At 62.9% G+C, this 19155-nt stretch carries 15 protein-coding genes; all 15 read right to left on the bottom strand.

Annotated elements, in window-relative coordinates:
* Positions 1-57: 57 nt before the first annotated feature.
* From GT019_RS00130 to GT019_RS00200, 15 genes are read right to left on the bottom strand one after another with little or no spacing between them, the layout of a single operon-like run.
* Positions 58-762 (bottom strand): PIG-L deacetylase family protein, encoded by a 705-nt coding sequence (locus tag GT019_RS00130; protein ID WP_161739984.1) that lies wholly within the window; start codon positions 760-762, stop codon positions 58-60.
* Between the two features lie 18 nt (positions 763-780).
* A complete protein-coding gene (gene arfA / locus GT019_RS00135; protein ID WP_161739986.1) occupies positions 781-2295 on the bottom strand; it encodes an arabinosylfuranosidase ArfA in 1515 nt (504 codons plus the stop codon).
* Positions 2288-3727, bottom strand: coding sequence for an L-fucose/L-arabinose isomerase family protein (locus GT019_RS00140; RefSeq protein ID WP_161739988.1), 1440 nt, complete (start codon positions 3725-3727; stop codon positions 2288-2290). The genes arfA and GT019_RS00140 overlap by 8 nt, the downstream gene beginning before the upstream one ends.
* Positions 3717-4949: a carbohydrate kinase family protein gene (locus tag GT019_RS00145; RefSeq protein ID WP_161739989.1), complete on the bottom strand. Its 1233-nt coding sequence runs from the start codon at positions 4947-4949 to the stop codon at positions 3717-3719. The genes GT019_RS00140 and GT019_RS00145 overlap by 11 nt, the downstream gene beginning before the upstream one ends.
* Positions 4950-4978: 29 nt before the next feature.
* Entirely contained in the window at positions 4979-5881 is a 903-nt protein-coding gene (locus tag GT019_RS00150; RefSeq protein WP_161739991.1) for a sugar phosphate isomerase/epimerase family protein, read from the bottom strand.
* Positions 5866-6780, bottom strand: a complete 915-nt coding sequence (locus tag GT019_RS00155) for a DMT family transporter (RefSeq protein ID WP_161739993.1) — start codon at positions 6778-6780, stop codon at positions 5866-5868. Before GT019_RS00155 ends, GT019_RS00150 begins: the two co-directional genes overlap by 16 nt.
* Before the next feature lie 12 nt (positions 6781-6792).
* The gene (locus GT019_RS00160) at positions 6793-9903 is read right to left on the bottom strand and encodes an alpha-L-rhamnosidase (protein ID WP_161739995.1); all 3111 of its coding nucleotides are present in this window, start codon (positions 9901-9903) and stop codon (positions 6793-6795) included.
* On the bottom strand, positions 9900-12698 hold the full coding sequence (locus GT019_RS00165) for a glycosyl hydrolase (RefSeq protein ID WP_161739997.1): 2799 nt from the start codon (positions 12696-12698) through the stop codon (positions 9900-9902). Before GT019_RS00165 ends, GT019_RS00160 begins: the two co-directional genes overlap by 4 nt.
* Entirely contained in the window at positions 12695-13849 is a 1155-nt protein-coding gene (locus GT019_RS00170; protein WP_161739999.1) for a trans-sulfuration enzyme family protein, read from the bottom strand. Before GT019_RS00170 ends, GT019_RS00165 begins: the two co-directional genes overlap by 4 nt.
* A 34-nt stretch (positions 13850-13883) precedes the next feature.
* A complete protein-coding gene (locus GT019_RS00175) occupies positions 13884-15005 on the bottom strand; it encodes a mandelate racemase/muconate lactonizing enzyme family protein (RefSeq protein ID WP_161740001.1) in 1122 nt (373 codons plus the stop codon).
* A 52-nt stretch (positions 15006-15057) separates the two neighbouring features.
* The gene (locus GT019_RS00180) at positions 15058-15765 is read right to left on the bottom strand and encodes a PIG-L deacetylase family protein (RefSeq protein ID WP_161740003.1); all 708 of its coding nucleotides are present in this window, start codon (positions 15763-15765) and stop codon (positions 15058-15060) included.
* Positions 15762-16958, bottom strand: a complete 1197-nt coding sequence (locus tag GT019_RS00185; RefSeq protein WP_161740005.1) for an acetyl-CoA C-acetyltransferase — start codon at positions 16956-16958, stop codon at positions 15762-15764. The genes GT019_RS00180 and GT019_RS00185 overlap by 4 nt, the downstream gene beginning before the upstream one ends.
* Entirely contained in the window at positions 16955-17623 is a 669-nt protein-coding gene (locus GT019_RS00190) for a 3-oxoacid CoA-transferase subunit B (protein WP_161740007.1), read from the bottom strand. The genes GT019_RS00185 and GT019_RS00190 overlap by 4 nt, the downstream gene beginning before the upstream one ends.
* Positions 17620-18330, bottom strand: a complete 711-nt coding sequence (locus tag GT019_RS00195) for a CoA transferase subunit A (RefSeq protein ID WP_161740010.1) — start codon at positions 18328-18330, stop codon at positions 17620-17622. The genes GT019_RS00190 and GT019_RS00195 overlap by 4 nt, the downstream gene beginning before the upstream one ends.
* A 14-nt stretch (positions 18331-18344) precedes the next feature.
* Positions 18345-19121: a 3-hydroxybutyrate dehydrogenase gene (locus GT019_RS00200; RefSeq protein WP_201755198.1), complete on the bottom strand. Its 777-nt coding sequence runs from the start codon at positions 19119-19121 to the stop codon at positions 18345-18347.
* Positions 19122-19155 lie beyond the last annotated feature (34 nt).

Genomic DNA, 19155 nt, shown 5'->3' on the forward strand with positions numbered 1-19155 from the left:
TTCCCGCTCCTCGTCTCTATTCGCTTGACCTCCGGCAGTTAACGTCCGTGCGGCATGCTAGGGAAGCAGCTTGAAGTTCGGCATATAGCCGTGGATTCGGAACGCCCGGAATCCCTCGGCATACTGGCACCCGGCCTGCAGCCCTCTGAACTTGTCGGCGATCTCCAAGATGTTGATCAGGTTGTGCGTCTGGTAGACGTCCATCCAGTTGAACTGGCTGGCGTGCTTCGACAAGGCCTCCTTCTTCACGGGGAAGACATCGGAGATATCGACGTACGCTTCAGGCAGGAAACCGATTCCCGCGGCCGAGGAATAGTAAAAGAGCGAAGGATTCTTCGCGATCGGCGGTTCGTCGGCGGGGATCAGCTTGCCCGGAATCGACAGCATGACCTCGCTGACGATCTTCCCGGTGACCGCATGGTCCGTGCTCGCGTCCTCGGGATAATTGGCCAGAATGACGTCCGGATTCGCCCAGCGGATCGCGTTGATGACGGCGCGCCGCGTCTCGGGCGTGTCTTGCAAGCCTTGGTCGTCGAAGCGGAGGAAACGGACTTCCGCATCCAATAACTTGGCCGCGTCCAATTGCTCCCGCTCCCGCTGCGCGGCGATCGCCTCGCGGCTCTCGTACTCGTTCGAGCCGATGTTGCCGCTCGTCGTCAAAGCGATAAAGATGCGGTGTCCTTGCTGTTTGTACTTCAACAACGTTCCCGCGCAGAACACTTCGATGTCGTCCGGATGCGCGCCGATGGCCAATACGTTCATGAGGATCCTCTCGCTTTCTTAGTGGAATTGGATTTTAGTCAATCGAATGACGTTCCAGCTCAGCTTGGGCAGTATCGTCCGCAAGCGGCCGTCCCGCAGCTCGGAATCGCCTCCGGCATGCGGCGCGACCCGAAGCGGCCGAGCGGCCGTATTCCTTGCCTTCGGATCCGGATCGTCCAGCACCAGATGCCCGGCGATCCGATAACCGGCGAATTGCCGGAGATCCGCTTCGACTTCGAGCGCTTCCTTCAGGTCCCGGTTCACCGCGAAGATCGTCAACTGCCCCGACTCCTCCTCGTAGACGACGGCCGACTCCAGATAAGGAACGTCCGTATACGCCGCGGAATCGTACTTGGGACTTCGAATAATCGGCTTCAGCGAAACGCCGCGGCCGTAGAGCGATGCATGCATGTACGGATAGAAAATCGTCTGCCGCCAAGCGTCCCCGCCGTTCGCCGTCATGATCGGGGCGATCACGTTCACCAGCTGGGCGATGCAGGCCATCCGAATCCGGTCCGCGCGCTTCAGCAGGGAAATGATCATGCAGCCGACCACGATCGCGTCTTCCAAGGTGTAGACGTCCTCGATCCGCGGAGGCGCGATCGTCCACCGCTCGAGCTGCCGGTCGGCGTCCGCGCTGTGATACCAGACGTTCCATTCGTCGAAAGACAGCATCATGGTCTTCTTGCTGCGCTTCTTGGCCTTGGCGTAATCGCAGACGGCGATGACGGAATGAATGTAATCGTCCATCTCGAGCGTCTTCGCGACGAAGCTGGCCGTATCGTCCTTGCGGTTGCCGTAGTACGCATGCAGCGACAAATAGTCGACTTCGTCGTACGCGTGGCCCAGTACGGTATCTTCCCATTGGCCGAACGTCGGCATGTCGCGCATCGAACTGCCGCAGACGACGAGCTCGATCGAAGGATCGACCCACTTCATCAGCTTGGCGGTCTCCAGTGCCGTGCGTCCGTATTCGTCCGCCGTCTTTCCCCCGATCTGCCAGGGACCGTCCATCTCGTTGCCCAAGCACCATGTCTTGATCTCGTGAGGCGCTTCGTACCCGTGCGATCGGCGCAGATCGCTCCAATACGTGCCGCCGGGATGGTTGCAGTACTCGATCAAATTCCGGGCATCCGCCGGCCCGCGGGTGCCAAGGTTAACGGCCATCATGACTTCCGCGCCGACCTTTCGCGCCCATGCCGCGAACTCGTTCGTGCCGAATTCGTTCGTTTCCACGGCCGCCCAAGCCAGATCCAACCTCCGCTTGCGCGATGCGGCGGGGCCGACCCCGTCCTCCCATTCGTACCCGGACACGAAGTTGCCGCCGGGATAGCGGACGACGGGGACTCGGAGCTCCCGTACGAGCGCCGTCACGTCTTGGCGAAAGCCCTGTTCGTCCGCCTCCGGATGGCCCGGCTCGTAGATGCCGCCGTAGACGGCCCGGCCGACATGCTCGATGAACGAGCCGTACAGCCTCGGATCGACGGCCCCGATGACGAATTCCTTGTCGACGATCAGGCTCGCTTTATTCATGGGCGCTCGACTCCCCGTGGCGGTGCATCTTCCAGCCCATATACTTGCCGAGGGCCTCTTCGATCGAATCGGCTACCTGCGACATGTTCGAGGAGACGTGGTGCTCGAAGCCGTTCTCGCAAATGTAGCGCAGCAGCTTCTGGAACTTCGGCACCTGCACGACGCCGTAACCGCCGAACGTCAGCAGCGGATCGCGGGTGAAGATCCCTTCGCCCGCATACGCCGCGATGCCGCCGTTCAAGTCGTCGGTCGCGATGCCGCAGTACGTGAAGGGGCTCGCCTTGATTCGGCCTTGGATCGTCCCGAGCGTATTCTCCCGTCCGACCGTGCCCGACAGGATCTCGTGGTAGTCCATGCGTATCTCTTCGAAGACTTCCTTCGGCAGATTGCTGCAGTGGAAGACGACGCCTTTGTCCGGATCGTCCCCGTAATTGTTGTTCCAGTCCAGCAGCGCGCTCGGCCTGCCCGACGCTTCCTGCAGCGCGTACATGCCGACGAGTCCGGTGATATCGACTTCGCAGGCGCTCGGGATGAGGCTGCTGCTCAGCATGCTCATGATCGTGCAGGGCACGATGCCGAAGTACTCTTCCATCGACGTCCAGCATTGCAGCGCCGTGCCGGACAGGTCGTTGTCGTCCATCCACTGTTCGACGACGACGCCGAGAGACGCCATGCGCACGAGGTTATCCCGCGGGAATCCCGCCACGTCGACGTAGGCGGCGATCTCTTCCAGCTTGCGCTGCACCTCGGGATCGCTCTCCTTGCGCTTGTTCGCGCGTCCGAACACCTCGGACAGATCGAGCGTCTCGATCGTGATGCCCGAGCGTTCCAGCAGCTTCTCGCTGTAGCGCACCGTATTGAACGAGGCCGGACGCGCGCCGATCGAACCGAGACGGGCGTTCCGCAGCGACTTGACGACGCGGCAGGCGGCCGCGAAGCGCTGAAGGTCCGCGCGAAAGCTCGGGCTGTCGGGCTTTACCGTATGCAGCGTCGTGAGCGTAAACGGAATGCCGTATTGCTTGAGGTTGTTGCAGACGGACATCTTGCCGCAGAAGCTGTCCCGGCGATCCTGGATGCCCATCGCGCCGATCTCGTCGGCGAAGGCGTGCACGAGCACGGGCACGTTCAAGCCGGAGTACCGGATCGTATTCGCGACGGCCTTCTCGTCCCCGAAATTGGGCAGCGTGATCAGGATGCCGTCGATCCGGTCGCGGTTCGCCTTGAACAGATTGCCGCACGCCTTGGCGTCGTCCAAGGTCATCACCGCGCCGTACTTGGTCGTTTCGACGTCCAGCAGGACGGCGTCGATGCCTTCCTCTTCCAGGATGCGGACGATGTCCGCGCGCCCGGTCTCGCATAGATGCCCCGGGAAAAACCCGCGATTCCCGACGATGACGCCCAGCGTCGTACGCCCTCTTGTTTTACGTGCCATCGATGGTCTCCCCCTCGTATTCGTCGCGGCCCTCGCCGTCCGCGTCGGCCGGTCCGGCCCATATTCCCGCTCGTTCCTGCCAATGCCAATGCGGCAGCGGCCTGCTCATCGGGAGCCGAGCCCATCCCGAATCGATTCTCGCTTTCACCGCCTCCCACGACCGAATGCCGCCCGTCGCGCCGAGATGCTCGACGCTGAACGCGCCGACCGCCACCGCACCCGTCATCGTCTCCTCCGGTCCGAGACCGAGCAGGAAGCCCTTCAAGAACCCGGCGATCGTGCAATCGCCCGCTCCGGTCGTTCCTTCGACGCGGGCGCGGAAGCAAGGCGACCATAATTCCCGGTTGCGCCATTCCGCCCCGCGCAGGGCGAAGCGTTCCGAGCTGCGCAGGTAGAGCCCGGATGCGCCGAGCTTCAGCACGACCATGCCGCAGCCCATCGCGAGAAGCTGCTCGGCGAGCTCCCGGACCGTCTCCGCGGAGACGGTCTCGCACAGGTCTTCGCCGCGGCTGTCGAGCTGCTCGTACCGGTCTCGACCGACCATCATGAGCATCTCTTCCAGGCTCGGCAGGAAGATGTCGACGTATGGAAGCGCCCGGTTCAGGATACCGGCCCAATCGGCCGAATAAGCGGCCGTTCCCCTGCCCGGCATCGCCATGTCCAGCGAGACGGTCATGCCCTGCTGCCGCGCGGCGCGCAGCATGCCGGCCAGCCGTTCGCCGCCGTCGGCGTACATCCCCTTCATCAGCGGCGGATACCCGAAATGAAAGTGGCGCGTGCCTGCGCTTCGTTCCCAGTCGATATCCCGCTCGGAGAACGTGTCGTTCGTCCCGGGGCAATGCAGGAAGATCCGGTCCGTTCCCGGCGGATTGACGACGATCGTGTACGAGCTCGTTTCTCCCTTCGCCTGGACGATGCCCTCCGTCAGCGCCGGATGTACGTCGCCCAGCAGACGCAGCGTTAAGCTGCCGAAGAAGTCGTCGCTTACTTTCCCGACGAGGCGCACCTTCGCCCCGAGCTTATGCAGCGCGATGCCGGTGTTCGAGACGGCGCCGCCGGTGCTGAATTCCGCCGCACCGGTCTCGATCAAGCTGCCCGGCGTCAGCGTCGCGCCGCCGGGTTCTTCCGAGCCCGCGCGGAATCTCGGAATGACGTCGACGGAAATATGGCCGCATACCATGACATCGACGGCTGCCGCCGACTCCTTGCCGGATTGCGTCATTGTCGCCGCTCCCTTCCCTTGCTGTCCGTCTACTGTTTCACGTACCGGCGCCAATAGGCGACCGATTCCCGGTGGTCGGGAATGATGCTGAACTCCGACGACCACGCCTCGCGGTGATAGATCTCGAAGATCAGCTCCGCCTCGGTCGCGCCGGACGCCTCGATGGCCGCGATGACTTGATCCGCATGGATGATGCCGATGTCGTTATAGGGCTTGGTGAACGGCCAGTGCCGGCTGTGACCGGCTTCCGTCTGCTGCAGATGGATGATCGGCGACTCGCCGCCCAGCTCGCGGATCCAGCGGTACGGGTCGCGATCGTTCGGATGCGGCGCGTGGCCGGGATCCAGGCACAGCTTGAACGGGATGCCCGCCCCGTCGTTCAGCCTGGCGAGCAGGTCTCGCGTCTCCTCGACCGTGTTGGCGAATTCCCGCGGGATTGACATCGGCTCGAAGATCATGCAGGTCATCCCGAGCTCGCGGCAGAACCAGCTGAGCTCCTGCCAGTACCGGATGCCTTCGGCCGTCCGCTCTTCCCGGCGGACCGGATCGCCGTAGTCCGCGAAGGTCAGAATGCCGGGGTGGCCGCCGGTCATCTTGGCGCCCATCCGCGCGGAGACGACCGCGAACTTCTTGAACCAGGCCAGCCAAGCTTTGCGCTGTTTCGCGTCCGGATGCATGAAATGATTGACCCGGGTATACGAGCTGAGGAAGCTGCTCGTGATCGACAGCTTATAATGGTCCGCGTATTTGATAATCTCTTCCGTCTGCTCTTCGACGATGTCTTCGGGCAGGTAGACGTTAAGCAGGTCCGCGACGAACTGCACGTACTTCAGCCCCATCTCCTCCGCGACGATACGGGTCCAGACTTCGGGCTCGGGATACTTGTTGTTCGCGAAGCCCATGTTGATGCCCAGCTTCAGATTCGGCGCCATGGAACGAAATCCCCTCGATTCGATGTATTCTTAGCCTTTGCGTTCGCGATCGCGACTCCTGCGGCGATGAGCGCGCCTCCGGCGATTTGCGCGAGCCGGATGGGATCGCCGAGAACGGCGTACGCGACCAGGATGGCGACGAACGGCGGAATGTTCATGTACATCGCGCTCGCCGAAGCGCCGACCTTGGAGATGCCGCGGTTCCACCAGAGGCCGGCCATCCCCTGGGCGAACAGCGCCATGACGATCAGGAGCGCCCACGGATACGAATGATCGCCGTAATGCAGATGGCCCTGCAGCCGTTCGGCGCCCGCCGCCGGGATCATCAGCAGCGTGCCGATGAGCGTGGAATAAAGCGTCACGTCCCGGGACTTCATCGTCATGGCGGCTTTGCGGATCAACAGCACGCTCGAGGCCAGCATCGCCATGGCCAGCAGGATGAAGTAGTCCCCGCTCGAGGCGTCCGTCACGTTGCCGCCGTTCAAGACGATGAGCGCGACGCCGGCCAGCGCGACCAGCGCGCCGAGCAGCTGGAAGCCCGTCATCCTTTCCTTCAGGAAGGCGCGCGCGAGGAATGCCGTGGCGACGGGAGACAGCGCGATGATGAGCGCCGCGTTGCCCGCGCTCGTATGCGCGAGACCGACGAAGTAGAAAATTTGGTACAGGAGCGAGCTCGTCACGCCGATCAGGATAAGCAGCGCCCATTCCTGCCGATTCGGCTTCGCAATCCCCCCGCGCCGGAGGCATACGCCGATCAGCAGCAGGCAGGTGACCGTTAATCGCAAGAACGCGAGCAGGATGGGCGAGAACGCCGTCAGCAGATAAGCGCTGGCGACATAATTGCCGCCCCATAGCAAGGTGACGCCGAGCAGCTGGAAAACGACCGATTTGTCCGACATGCCGCGCCTCCGCTAGTTCGTCGACTCGAACCGGTACGTTCCCGAACCCGCTTCGATTTTCCAATGATCGCGTTCCTCCGCGACCGAGAAGACGCCCTCCGCCCGCGCTGCCAGAACTCCGCTTTCCTGGAGCGAACCGCCGCCGATCTTCGGCACGTATACCGTCGCGGTCGTGTTCACGGGGATCGTGACCGCAAGCGCGAAGCCGCCGGCCGTCTTCTCCCACTTCGACCCGATTCGGCCGCGGACGGTGTCGATCATGCCGCTGACCTGGGTCAGGTCGCCCAGCGCATAAGGCTGGATGACGCTCGTTCGGTACCCGTTCGAGACGGTCCGGATCCCCGCCAGATGCTTGTAGAACCAATCGTCGATCGTGCCGAGGAAGTAATGGTCGTAGGAGCGCGTCTCCTCTTCCCACGCCTCCCAGAACGACGTGCCGCCGACGGCCAGGCAATAGCCCCAGCTCGGGTACGTCGTTTTGTTCGCGATCTCGTACGCGAGTTCGCCAAGCCCATGCTCCGTCAACACCGGCGCCAGATACTTCGTGCCGAAGCAGCCCGTGTCCAAGTGTCCGTTCGTCCGCGTCCGGATGTCCGCCGCCAAATTCGCGATCACGCGAGGCACGTCGGCTGCGGGCACCGCGCCGAAGGCGAGCGGGAGCACGTTCGACGTCTGGCGGTAGCCGGCTTCGATCGGCGTGCGGTATACCTGATGATCGGCATCGTAAAATTTCCCGTGCAGCGCCGTCCTCAGCCGCTCTTCCGCCGCCAGATACGCCGCGCGATCCGCCTCTTCCCCCAGCACTTCGGCGATTCTCGCCATCAGGGTGCAGGAATGGAACACGTAGGCCGTCGCCAGCAGATCGCCGCCTTCCGGCCCGATGAACGGCCCCGGAACCGCCCAATCGGCGTAGCTCTCGTCCGTGCTCGTGCCGTCGACGAGGCGATTCCATTCGTAGTGCAAGTACCGCTTCATGCCCGCGTAATGCTTCCGCATCGTCTCCCGGTCCCCGTAATACTCGTACAGCGTCCACGGGATGATGATGAAGGCCGACATCCACGCCGGCGTAGGCGTCATGTAGAGAAACGGGCCCGGCGCCGTGTGGCAGACCGCTCCGTGCTCATCCTGCGAATCCGCGATGTCCTGCACCCACTTGGAGAAGAACGCCGTCAGGTCGAGGTTCATCGTCGCGCATTCGGCGATCGCCTGCGCATCCCCCAGCCAGCCCCTCTTCTCGTGGTACGGCGTGTCGGTCGGAATGCTGTGGAAATTGTTCAGCATCGTGTCGACCATGGCGCGGTGAATGCGGTTGAACAGCGGGTTCGAGCATTCGAAGCTGCCGATCGCTTCGACGTCGTTGTGGAAGACGAGCGCTTCCAGCTTCAGGCGGCTGATGTCGCACGAGCTCTCGATCTGGATGTAGCGGAAGCCTTTGTAGCTGAACTTCGGCTCCCAGCTCTCCTCGCCGCCGCCTTTGCAGACATAGACGTCCTCTTGCGCGTTCTCCCAGAATTGATGATCGTAGCCGCGCTTCCAGATGTCCAAGGTGCCGTCGTCGCGCAGCCGCTCGTCGTAGATCAGCTTCACGCTCGTTCCGCGCTCGGCGGTCAGCGTCAGCCTTGCCCAGCCTGCCGTTACTTTGCCGCAATCGAACACGTGGACGTTCGGCTTCGGATTGCCGATCAGACCGAACGGGACGGTCTCCACGACGCGGATCGGCGGGACGAAAGCGGCTTCGATCGCGCCTTCGTTCGGCGTCATCAGGTTAACGGGCGCCCAGTCGCCGCTCGCGAATCCGGCCGTGTCCCAGCCTTCCCGCTCGAAGCGGGCGTCGTACTTGTCGCCGTACCAGATATTGTCGTCCCGGGTCGGGCCGTCCGCCGTGCGCCACGTTTCGTCGCTGACGATCGTGCCGCTCGTGCCGTCCGCATATTCGATCTGCAGCTGAAGCAGGAATTTCGGCTCGATCGTGCCCGTGCTCGGCTCCGGCTTGCTCAGCACGTCGCCGATCCAATCCTTCTGGTAGGCGTAATGGCCGCGCCCCAGCTCGACCCCGACGCAATTGCTCCCTTCCGTCAGGAAGGACTCGCCCTCGAACGTCAGCGCGTACGTCCGCTTCGGAAATTGCGTGTAGTCCGGCTGCAGCAGACCGTCGCCGAGGCGCTTCCCGTTCAGGCGCAGCTCGAAATACCCGAGGCAGCAAATATGGAGGCGAGCGCGCTTCACCTGCTTCTCGACGGCGAATTCCTTCCGCAGAAGCGGCGCCGGCCCTCTTCGTTTGATACGGCCCCACGGCGCGTCGCCGTACTCCGCGACGATGACCGCCGGCTGCCCTTCGTTCCCGCCGGCTTCCTTGTACGAGGCTTGCCACGCGGCATCGGTCGAGATCAGCTCGATCGATCCGTCCTCGTACCGGAGCTCGAAGGCGGCGATGAAGCCCGCCTGTTCGCCGTCCGTAGAGGCGGCTTCGCAGGTCAGGACGTTATCCCCTTCGCCCAGCTTGGACGTGAAGTCGATGTAGGTGAAAGGGGACGTCCAGTCCTGCTTCCATCGCGCATTCTGCTTCGCGACCGTGCTGCCGTTGACGAACAGCGTGAACGCGCCGCCGCATGTCCCGTGGAAAATCGCCTGGCGAAGCGCCTGGCGCGACGGGACGCGGATCGTTCGCCGGAAGACGACTTGCGCGTCCGCCATGGCGGGCAGCGCATGCCAGATCCACTTGCATCCCTCGAGCGGGTTGTAGCCCGAGTTGCCGCCGATCCACTTCCCCAGCCATTCTTCGGGCTGCAGCAGCCCCGTCTCGAACCAAGCCGCGGCGCTCCATTCCGAAGCGGCGTCATTGCCGTCCCAGACCATGACCTTCCAATAATAGCGTTGCCCGGACGCCAGACGGTTTCCCGAATAGCGGATCTGCAGCGTCTCGTCGGAAGCGACTTTCCCGCTGTCCCAGACGCTCCCGACCGAACGCGCCAATCGCTCGGCGTCCGTGTCGACGAGGATGCGGTAGCCCGTCTGCCGCTGCGCCCGCCCGGAAGCTTCCGGTTTCCAGCTGAACAACGGTTGCTGCGTGAGGATCCCGAGCGGTTGGAAGGTATTGTCCGTCTTCAGTTCGTTGGCTATCATTGCGCATCAATCCCCCCGCTTCTGATGGTCAACGCGGCTTTGCCGGATAAACCGGAAGGCTGCGGCGACGCCACTTGCTGTCTTTCCTTGTGTCCGTACAGCCGCCTGTCGCGAATCTGCCTGATCTTCTCCGTGAAGTACGGCCAATTCTCCGACACGGGAGACGCCGGCTTCGGCTCGACCGCGTCCGGCGACAGCATATGGTTGATCCACAGGTTGACGACCTTGATGCGCAGGTCGTTCTCTCCCTCGCGCAGCCGGTCCGTCACGTCCAAGCGTCTCGGAGCTTTCCAGAGAACGCCGGCGCTCTCGCCGTTCACGAAGACTTCCGCTACTTCGTGCACGCCCTCGAGCTCAAGCCGGATGCTGCTTGCCGGCGGGATCTCCGGGAGGACGATCGTCTTGTCGTAGTAAGCATGGCCGCAGTAATAGCGCGTTTCCTCGAACCGCTCCCAGGTCTCCAGCCGCGTCAGCTCGCGTTCGAAGCCCGCTTCCGGAATCCGCAGCGTCCAACCCTGCGAGATGTCCTGCAGCACGTCGACTTGTTCCGGCGCTTCCGCCAGCGTCGCGAAGTCCCCAGCCGTCTCCGGAAGCGCGTCGTCGAAGATCACGACGAACGATTGGAACGGTTCGAACGCGAGCTCGACGACCGTATCGCCGCGATGAACGAACCGAACGGCTTCCCGCGACATCGGATCCAGCACGGCCGCGGATCGGCCGCCGTATTTGAACGTCATCCGCGCCTTCCGCTCTTCCCCGGACACGTTGGCGACGAAGTACAGGCGGCCGCTCTCCAGGATCCGATGCGCGTAGCCGATCGTTTGCGCGGCTAGATCCGGCTCTCCGGCTTCGCCGATCTCTTCGATCGCGACGACGGGAACCTGCGCCTCCCGCAGACGCGCGATCACCCCGTCTTCGCCGGCGACCCGGATCGTCTTCCCTTTGCCGACCGGATGCCACTCCTCGCCGCGGTCGTCGAACAAAGCGTCCATCAGCTGCCCGAGGCGCTCGTTGTTCGCTTCCCGGCCGACATAACCCGGCACCGTCCGCGGACGATCCCCGACGGCGATCAATACGCCGCCCTCGCGCACGAACGCCAGGAGACGGACAGCCGTATCGAGCGGCAGCCGGGCGACCTTCGGCAGGATGATCGTCCGATACCGGTTCGCGCCGAGCGCCATCCCCTGCTCCGTCATGCGCGACAACGCCGTCACGGCTTCGTCGTTCAGGAAGTCGAACGCATAGCCGGCCTTCTGTACCCGGTCGACCAGCGTCTTGCCGATATGCTCCTCCAGCTTCATCGCCATATGCAGCTCCGCGAGCGGCATGGAAGACCAGACGTCGGCCTGCGGCAAGTAGATGGCGGTCTCCGCATAGCTGTCGCCGGCCTGCAGGAACGCGGATACCGAATGAATGTAGGCGGACAGAATCGGATAGTATTCCCACCACGTGTTGTTGTGCGAGATAAAGGAGGACGCGTAGAATGCCCAACCGGGTTTTCCCGCCGATTCCGGCGAATAGGAGTAGCCGTGATTGACGATTTGATTGATGCCGTCGAGGAATACCGCGTCGACCGCCGCTTTCATCATTTCCAGCGTTTCCATGAACCGCGGCGTCCGGAGCCAGGTGAACGTCTCGTTCGTGATCACGTTGCGCCCGTAGACATGGCCCGCGGACGATGCGAGCCGCCGATGAACGGCGTTCACCTCGTACTTGTCGTTCGCGCCGAACGTCTCGCCTTCCGGATAATCCGCCGCCGCGTACGCTTGCAGGATATCGCCCCACGTGCCATGCGCCTGGATGCGGGTTTTCGCCCCGCGCGAATGGCTCCAATCGGTGAAGTTGCGAAAGAAATTTTCGATCGTCAGCTCCGAGAACGTGCGGTAATAATCGTAGCGGATGTCCCCCGTCGCTTCGCCGATCTGGCCCCACAGGGCGGGCATGAAGGGAGTCAAATCGTATCCTCTGCGCGCCAGGAATTCCTCCGGCAGGATCTTCGTCCAGTTGTTGCCGCCCAGCTCGATCGAGTCGCAGAAGAAGGCGCGGACGCGCCCTTGGCCCAGCTTCTCGATCAGCGGGTCGCCGAATTGCGCGAAGTAAAAGTCCGAGACGTCTTTGCGGCAGTGGTCGATGGCGTAGCCTTCCATGCCCGGCGCAGGGATGCCGACCTGCTGCTTATACATGTTCGTGATGAAGACGTAGATTTTCCAATGGCCTTCCGGAATGCTCACCTTGTTCATCCGGTGGCCCCAGGGCCAACCGTGAAGCCAGGTCGCGTCCAGGTATGCCGCGAGATCCGTCAACGTATCGGGCACGATCGCTCCGTTCTCGAACTTGCCCATCACGGCATGGCAAGGATTGCCCGGCAGAATCGTGGTGAAGTCCATCTCGTATTCCGTGGGTCCGACGAGGTCGATCTGATAAGGAATGAGAATTTCCGGCGCCATGTCGTACGGAACGAACGGACCTCCGAAAGGCCAGCCCGAGCAGAGCGTCAAGTCGACGAACAGCCCGAGCCGTTCGGCTTCCGACAGCGCGTAGTCCAACATCTCGAAAAAGTCGGGCGAATAATAAGCGCGATTCCGAATGCCCTCCGCTTCGGAATCCTCCTGCAGCGGATAGGTGATCTGGATCTCGACGCCGCCGAGCCCCGCCTCCCGCATATGCGCGAGCTCGCGGCTGACCTGCTCGCGCGTCACCGCCGCCCCGTACCACCACCAGCGCGTGAACCCCTTCGCTTCGACGGGCGGGTGCAGCAGCATGTTCCGATATACGTCCATGCGCGAGCCGCTCATGCCGGCACCTCCAAAGCCGATCGCAAATCGTCCATGAGATCGGCCGGATCTTCGAGTCCGACGGAGATCCGGATCAGCGGATCCAGCCGCGGTTCATAGTCCGTCCCGGCAAATTGCTCGTGCCCCCCGCTCATCCCCGGCGAATAAACGAGGCTCTCGAAGCCTCCCCAGCTCACGCCGATCTTGAAGTATCGCAAGCGATTGATCATCCGGACCGCGGCAGCCTTCCCGCCGCGAAGCTCGAAGCTGAGCAAGCCCGAAGGCGCGTCGAATTGCTTCCGGGTCAGCGCATGCTGCTCGTGGCCGGGCAGGAACGGGAAATTCACCTTCGCCACCTGGTCGTTCGCCTCCAGCATCCTCGCGATCTGCATCGCCGAATCGGCATGCTGCCTCATCCGGAGTCCGAACGTCTTCAAGCCGCGCGTGACCAGCCAAGCCTCGAAGGGACCTAACGCGCCGCCGAATATGCCGTACTCGGTCTGGACGATGCGATCGATGATCGCTTCGGACGAGATCACGGCCCCGGCAATGACGTCGCTGTGCCCGCCGAGGTATTTGGACGCGGAATGGACGACGACGTCGAATCCCCATTCCAGCGGGCGCAAATTCGCGGGAGACGCGCATGTATTGTCGATCACCGTATGCAGTCCGTGTTCCTTGGCCATGGCTACGATCGCCGCAAGATCGAATACGTCCATGAAAAAGGTCGAATACGACTCGCAGACGATTAAGCGGGTATTCGGCTTTATCGCGGCGCGCACGCGGTCCGTGTCCCGAAAATCGACGAAGTCGACCGATATGCCGAACTTATGCATATAAGATCCTAGAATTCCGAAGGTTCCGCCATAGGCCGGCGTACTGCAGACCGCATGGTCGCCTTGCTTCAAGAAGTGAAACAGCACGGCGGATAGCGCGGCCATTCCGGAGGCGAACGCTTTCGCGGCTTCGCCCTGTTCCAGCGCGGCCAGCTTCTTCTCCAGCACGTCCAATGTCGGATTCGCGACGCGGGAGTAATAATAGCCCTCCCCCTCTTGGAACGCTTCGTAAGAATCGTGGACGAACGTGGAATTCAAAAAAATCGGCGGAACGACCGCTCCATGGATATTCTCTTCGCCGAAGTGGGTCAGCATCGTCTGCATGCGTGCCTTCATGATCGGAACAACCTTTCGTTTATGGTTTCTTCGATTAACCGACGCGATAACGGTTCAATACCGTCTCGTTAAGCTCGATGCCCAGACCCGGGCGGTTAAGCGGAACGGTGACGTAACCGTCCTTGAATTCCACTTCCCGGCTGACCAGATCCCTCGCGAGCGGCGATGTCGATACGGTATGTTCGATCATGTAGCCGTTCGGAATCGCGGCGGCGAAATGCGTGCTGGCCGCGACCAGAATGCCCGTCTTGAACGCGTGAGGCACGATTCTCTTATGCCGGTCGTACGCGAGGTAGGCGATTCGTTTCCCTTCCGTCAAGCCACCGACCCGCGCCAGATCCGGTTGGATGATATCAAGGCCTCCTTCGTCCAGCAGACGCTGGAACGCCAGCCTGCCGCTTTCTTGTTCGCCACCGGCGATGGAGAGGCTCGTGCGCCTCGAAAGCTCGCGATAACCGTCGATATCGTTGGAATGAACGGGCTCTTCCAGCCAGTGGACGTTATACTTCTCGTACACGTCCGCCATCCGCAGGGCGCCCTTCAGATCCCACGCCAGTCCGGCGTCGATCATGACGTCGATCCCGTCCCCGACCGCGCCCCGGATCGCTTTGATTTGTTCCTCGTCGAACCTCGGATTCTTGCCGATCGGGCCCCAGCCGAATTTCATCGCGAGATACCCTTGGTTGGCGTAGCGCTCCGCCATGCGGGCTGCTTCGTCGACCGTATCCGGCATTAAGGCGCTCGCGTAAGCTTTCAGTTTGGAATTGAATACGCCGCCCATCATCTCGCAGACGGGACGATTCATGGCTTTGCCGATGATGTCCCATAATGCGATATCGACGCCGCTCATCGCGTGCAAGGCCGGGCCGGTCCTTCCGAAATAGATCGTGCCGCGGTACATTTTGTCCCACAGCCGTTCGACTTCGACGGGATTCTCTCCGATCAGCAAGCTGCGCAGTCCGACCGCGATCGAGTGGGAGGCCGGCGCATCGACGACCGCTTTGGCCACGAGCGGGGAAGAATCCACTTCCCCGACGCCCGTAATCCCCTCATCGGTATGAATCCGGATGACCAAGGTGTCTTGCGTTCCGTCGCATTGCGCGGCGTCCAGATCCGGGATTCGCAAATGAATCGCTTCGACTTCGGTAATTTTCATGCGTTCCACTCCCTTTGTCATGCTCCTCGATTCGTGCCATTGCATGTTTCGGTCAGGGAAGCAGCGAGCCCGCGATATTCCGAGGATACGCTTTGGCTCTGATGAATCCTTCCGCATAACGAACCCCGCATTGTATCCCCCGGAACCGGGACGTGACCTCGATCATCTCCATGGCATTGGAGCCGTATTGATCTTGCAGCCAGTCGCCGATCTGGCTCTGATGCCGGGCAAGCATGTCTTTCTTCGCTTCGAACGTCTCCGTGATGTCGACGTATTCCTCCGGTTGAAAGCCCAGACCCGCGACGCTTTCCATAAAGTACACGATCGGAATTTTCGCGAGGGGCGGGCTGGCGGTCGTAATGTTGGGGACGGTCGTCATGATCGCGACGTCGTTCGCGATGCGGCCGGCAATCGTATGATCCGGATTGTAGAGATCGTCGGGCCAATGCGTCAGCACGACGTCGGCATGACTGGCGCGCATGGCTTCGATAAACGCAAGCCTCGTTTCTTCCGAATCGAACAAAAACTCGTCGCGGTAACCCAACCACAGCAGTTCCGCGCCGATTACCCGAGCCGCCGCGACGGACTCGTTCCTGCGGATTTCCGCGATTTCCGCTTTGGTATGGGTCGCGGAGCCGACTTCCCCGTTGGTCGCGATCGCGATCGTGACCTTGTCCCCGCGCTTAACGTATTTCGCCAATGTTCCTCCGCACCAGATTTCCGCGTCGTCGGGATGGGCGCAAATCGCCAATACGTTCATCTTGCTCCTCCTCTTCGCTCGATCATCATCGCGATGCCTTGACCTCCGCCGATGCAGAGGCCGGCAATGCCGGTCCGTCCGTCCCTTCGCTCCAGCTCGTGCAGCAGCGTAACCAAGATTCGCGCCCCGCTGGCGCCGATCGGGTGGCCGAGCGCGATCGCCCCTCCGTTCGGGTTGAATCGCCCTTCGTCGACCCCGAGCTCTCTCGCGACGGCGATGGCCTGCGCGGCGAACGCTTCGTTCAGCTCGAAGACGTCGATGGCGTCCGGCGAACCGACGCCGAGCGAGGACATTAGCCGGTTCGTCGCCGCATAAGCGCCCATGCCCATGATCGAAGGATCGATGGCGCTGCTGGCGTAGCCGCGCACGGTCGCGAGCGGCCGAATCCCCAGCTCGCCCGCTTTGTCGGCGGACATCAGCACGAGCGCCGCCGCGCCGTCGTTGATGCCGGAGGCGTTGCCGGGCGTCACGGTCCCGTCCGTGCGAAACGCGGGATTTAGTTTGCCAAGCGCTTCGGCCGTCGTGCCGAAGCGCGGATGCTCATCCTTGTCGAAGACGAGCGGCTCGGCCTTCTTGCGGGGAACGCGCACCGGCACGATCTCCCGCAGGAACGCGCCTGCCTCGATCGCCCGTTCCGCCTTCCGCTGGCTCATCGCCGCGTAGGCGTCCTGCTCCTCGCGGGAGACGCGATAGCGCTCGGCCACGTTCTCCGCCGTGATGCCCATATGCACGTCGTCGATCGCGCACCAGAGGCCGTCGCGGATCATCGCGTCGACGAGGGGAGCATCGCCCATTCGAAGGCCGGCGCGCGCTTCGTTCAGCAGATACGGCGCCCGGCTCATGTTCTCCATGCCGCCGGCGACGACGATGTCGGCATCGCCCGCCCGGATCGCCTGCGCGCCGAGCACGACCGCCTTCAAGCCGGAACCGCACACTTTATTGACCGTCATGGCCGGAACCTCGTTCGATAATCCGGCTTGGAGCCAGGCCTGCCTGGCCGGATTCTGTCCGAGTCCCGCCTGGAGCACGTTCCCCATGACGACTTCGTCGACCTGCGCGTCGCGCAGGCCGGCGCGCACGAGCGCCTCCCGAATGACGGTCGCTCCCAATTCGGTCGCGGGCACGGAAGCGAGGCCGCCCCGGAAACTTCCGATCGCCGTCCGAACGCCGCTGACGATCACGACTTCCCTCATGATCGTTCCTCCTCGCCGGTCCCGCCCAGTCCGGGGCCGAGCCGATAACGCGCCTCCGTCTTCTCCCGCACTTCTTCCGCCGTGACGCCGGGCTGCAGCTCGACGAGCGTCATCTCGCCGTCCCGGAAGTCGAATACCGCCAGCTCCGTGATGAGCCGGTGCACGACGCCCTGCCCCGTCAACGGAAGCGCGCAGGATCGCTTCACCTTCGAATCTCCTTGCTTGTTCGCGTGTTCCATGACGACGACGATCCGCTTCGCCCCATGGACCAGATCCATCGCGCCGCCCATGCCCTTGACCATCTTCCCCGGGATCATCCAATTGGCCAAGTCTCCGTTCTCCGCGACCTCCATGCCGCCCAGAATCGCAAGGTCGACATGCCCTCCCCGGATCATCGCGAACGAATCCGCGCTATCGAAACAGGAAGCGCCGGGCACGGCGGTCACCGTTTCCTTCCCCGCGTTGATCAGATCGGCGTCCTCGAGCCCTTCCTCGGGATAAGGGCCGATCCCGAGCAGGCCGTTCTCGGACTGCAGCATGACGCCGCGATCGGCGGGAATTTCGTTCGCGATCAAGGTCGGCATCCCGATACCCAGATTGATGTACATGCCCGGCTTGATCTCCTCGAGCGCCCGCGATACGATGATCGAACGGCTGTCCCTCATTCGCGCTCCCCCTCCGGTCTCCGCGTCGTTCGGCGCTCGATCCGTTTCTCGTAATGCCGCCCGTGCACGACGTGCTGCACGAAGATGCCCGGCGTATGGATCTCGTCGGGATCCAGCTCGCCGACGTCCGCGATCTCTTCCGCTTCCGCGATCGTCACCATGCCGGCTGCCGCGGCGAGCGGGTTGAAGTTGCGCGACGTGCGGCGATAGACGAGATTGCCGCATGGATCCGCCTTCCAAGCTTTCACCAGCGCGAAGTCCGTCTTAATCCCCCGTTCGAGCAGATAGGCGCGTCCGTCGAACGTTCTCGTCTCCTTGCCGTCCGCCACCGGCGTGCCTACCCCCGCCGGGGTATAGAAGCCCGGGATGCCGGCGCCGCCGGCGCGCAGCCGTTCGGCCAGCGTCCCTTGCGGGACGAGTTCGACTTCCAGCTCGCCGCTCAGGAATTGCTGCTCGAACGTCTTGTTCTCCCCGACGTAGGAAGAGACCATCTTCTTGATCTGCCGGCTCGCCAGCAGCAGGCCGAGGCCCCAATCGTCCACGCCGCAATTGTTGCTGACGATCGTGAGTCCGCTCGTTCCAAGGTCCCGCAGCGCCGCGATCAAGTTCTCCGGTATGCCGCACAACCCGAATCCGCCGACCGCGATCGTCGCTCCGTCCGGAATGTTCCGGATCGCCTCTTCGGCCGAACGCGCTAATTTGTTCATGCTGCCGAAACCTCCTATTGAGCCGTATAACCGCCGTCGATCATCAGCGCCGCTCCGGTAACGCCCCGCAGCTTGTCGCTTGCGACCACGGCCGCGTAATCCGCGATCTCTTCCGGATCCAGCAGCCTGCGCTGGGGAACCAGGGGGTAGATGACTTCTTCCAGCACGTCGTTCAGCGGCACGCCCCGCGCGAGCGCCAAATCGCCGAGTTGTCCGCGTACGAGCGGCGTATCCACGTAACCGGGACAGAGCGCGTTGACGGTGATGCCATGCTCGGCTCCTTCCAGCGCCGCGACCTTCGTCAAGCCGATCAAGCCGTGCTTCGCGCTGTTGTAGGCCGCCTTGCCCGCGAACCCGACCACGCCGTTGATCGACGCCATGTTGAGAATGCGGCCCCGGCGCTGCCGCTTCATGATCGGGAACGCGTGCTTGATGCCGATGAAGGCGCCGGTGACCATGACCTGGAGCATGTATTCGAATCGTTCCGTCGGAAATTGCTCGATCGGCGACACATGCTGCAGGCCCGCGTTATTCACGAGAATGTCCAGACTTCCGTACGTCCCTTCCACGCGCGCGATCGCATCCGCGAACCGCGATTCTTGCGTCACGTCCAGCTCGATCCCTGTCGCCGCCGCGCCGTCCGCTTCCAGGCCGCGCGCGGCGGCGATCGCGGCTTCGCCTCTTCGGTCGGCCAGGACGACGATCGCCCCTTCGTCCGCGAACTTGCGCGCGATGGCCAGTCCGATTCCGCTCGCCGCTCCCGTTACGAGCGCGACTTTGTTCTCCAACAGCATGGCTTCCGGCCTCCTCGCCCGCGATCCGATC

This window comes from Paenibacillus glycinis, assembly GCF_009909185.1.
GTDB classification, from domain to species: Bacteria; Bacillota; Bacilli; order Paenibacillales; family Paenibacillaceae; genus Paenibacillus_Z; species Paenibacillus_Z glycinis.

Coding starts and splice junctions, on each gene's coding strand:
- arfA (WP_161739986.1), bottom strand. CDS start 2,295: ATGAATAAAGCGAGCCTGATCGTCGACAAGGAATTCGTCATCGGGGCC.
- GT019_RS00145 (WP_161739989.1), bottom strand. CDS start 4,949: ATGACGCAATCCGGCAAGGAGTCGGCGGCAGCCGTCGATGTCATGGTA.
- GT019_RS00165 (WP_161739997.1), bottom strand. CDS start 12,698: ATGAGCGGCTCGCGCATGGACGTATATCGGAACATGCTGCTGCACCCG.
- GT019_RS00140 (WP_161739988.1), bottom strand. CDS start 3,727: ATGGCACGTAAAACAAGAGGGCGTACGACGCTGGGCGTCATCGTCGGG.
- GT019_RS00130 (WP_161739984.1), bottom strand. CDS start 762: ATGAACGTATTGGCCATCGGCGCGCATCCGGACGACATCGAAGTGTTC.
- GT019_RS00160 (WP_161739995.1), bottom strand. CDS start 9,903: ATGATAGCCAACGAACTGAAGACGGACAATACCTTCCAACCGCTCGGG.
- GT019_RS00180 (WP_161740003.1), bottom strand. CDS start 15,765: ATGAACGTATTGGCGATTTGCGCCCATCCCGACGACGCGGAAATCTGG.
- GT019_RS00175 (WP_161740001.1), bottom strand. CDS start 15,005: ATGAAAATTACCGAAGTCGAAGCGATTCATTTGCGAATCCCGGATCTG.
- GT019_RS00155 (WP_161739993.1), bottom strand. CDS start 6,780: ATGTCGGACAAATCGGTCGTTTTCCAGCTGCTCGGCGTCACCTTGCTA.
- GT019_RS00185 (WP_161740005.1), bottom strand. CDS start 16,958: ATGAGGGAAGTCGTGATCGTCAGCGGCGTTCGGACGGCGATCGGAAGT.
- GT019_RS00150 (WP_161739991.1), bottom strand. CDS start 5,881: ATGGCGCCGAATCTGAAGCTGGGCATCAACATGGGCTTCGCGAACAAC.
- GT019_RS00170 (WP_161739999.1), bottom strand. CDS start 13,849: ATGAAGGCACGCATGCAGACGATGCTGACCCACTTCGGCGAAGAGAAT.
- GT019_RS00190 (WP_161740007.1), bottom strand. CDS start 17,623: ATGAGGGACAGCCGTTCGATCATCGTATCGCGGGCGCTCGAGGAGATC.
- GT019_RS00195 (WP_161740010.1), bottom strand. CDS start 18,330: ATGAACAAATTAGCGCGTTCGGCCGAAGAGGCGATCCGGAACATTCCG.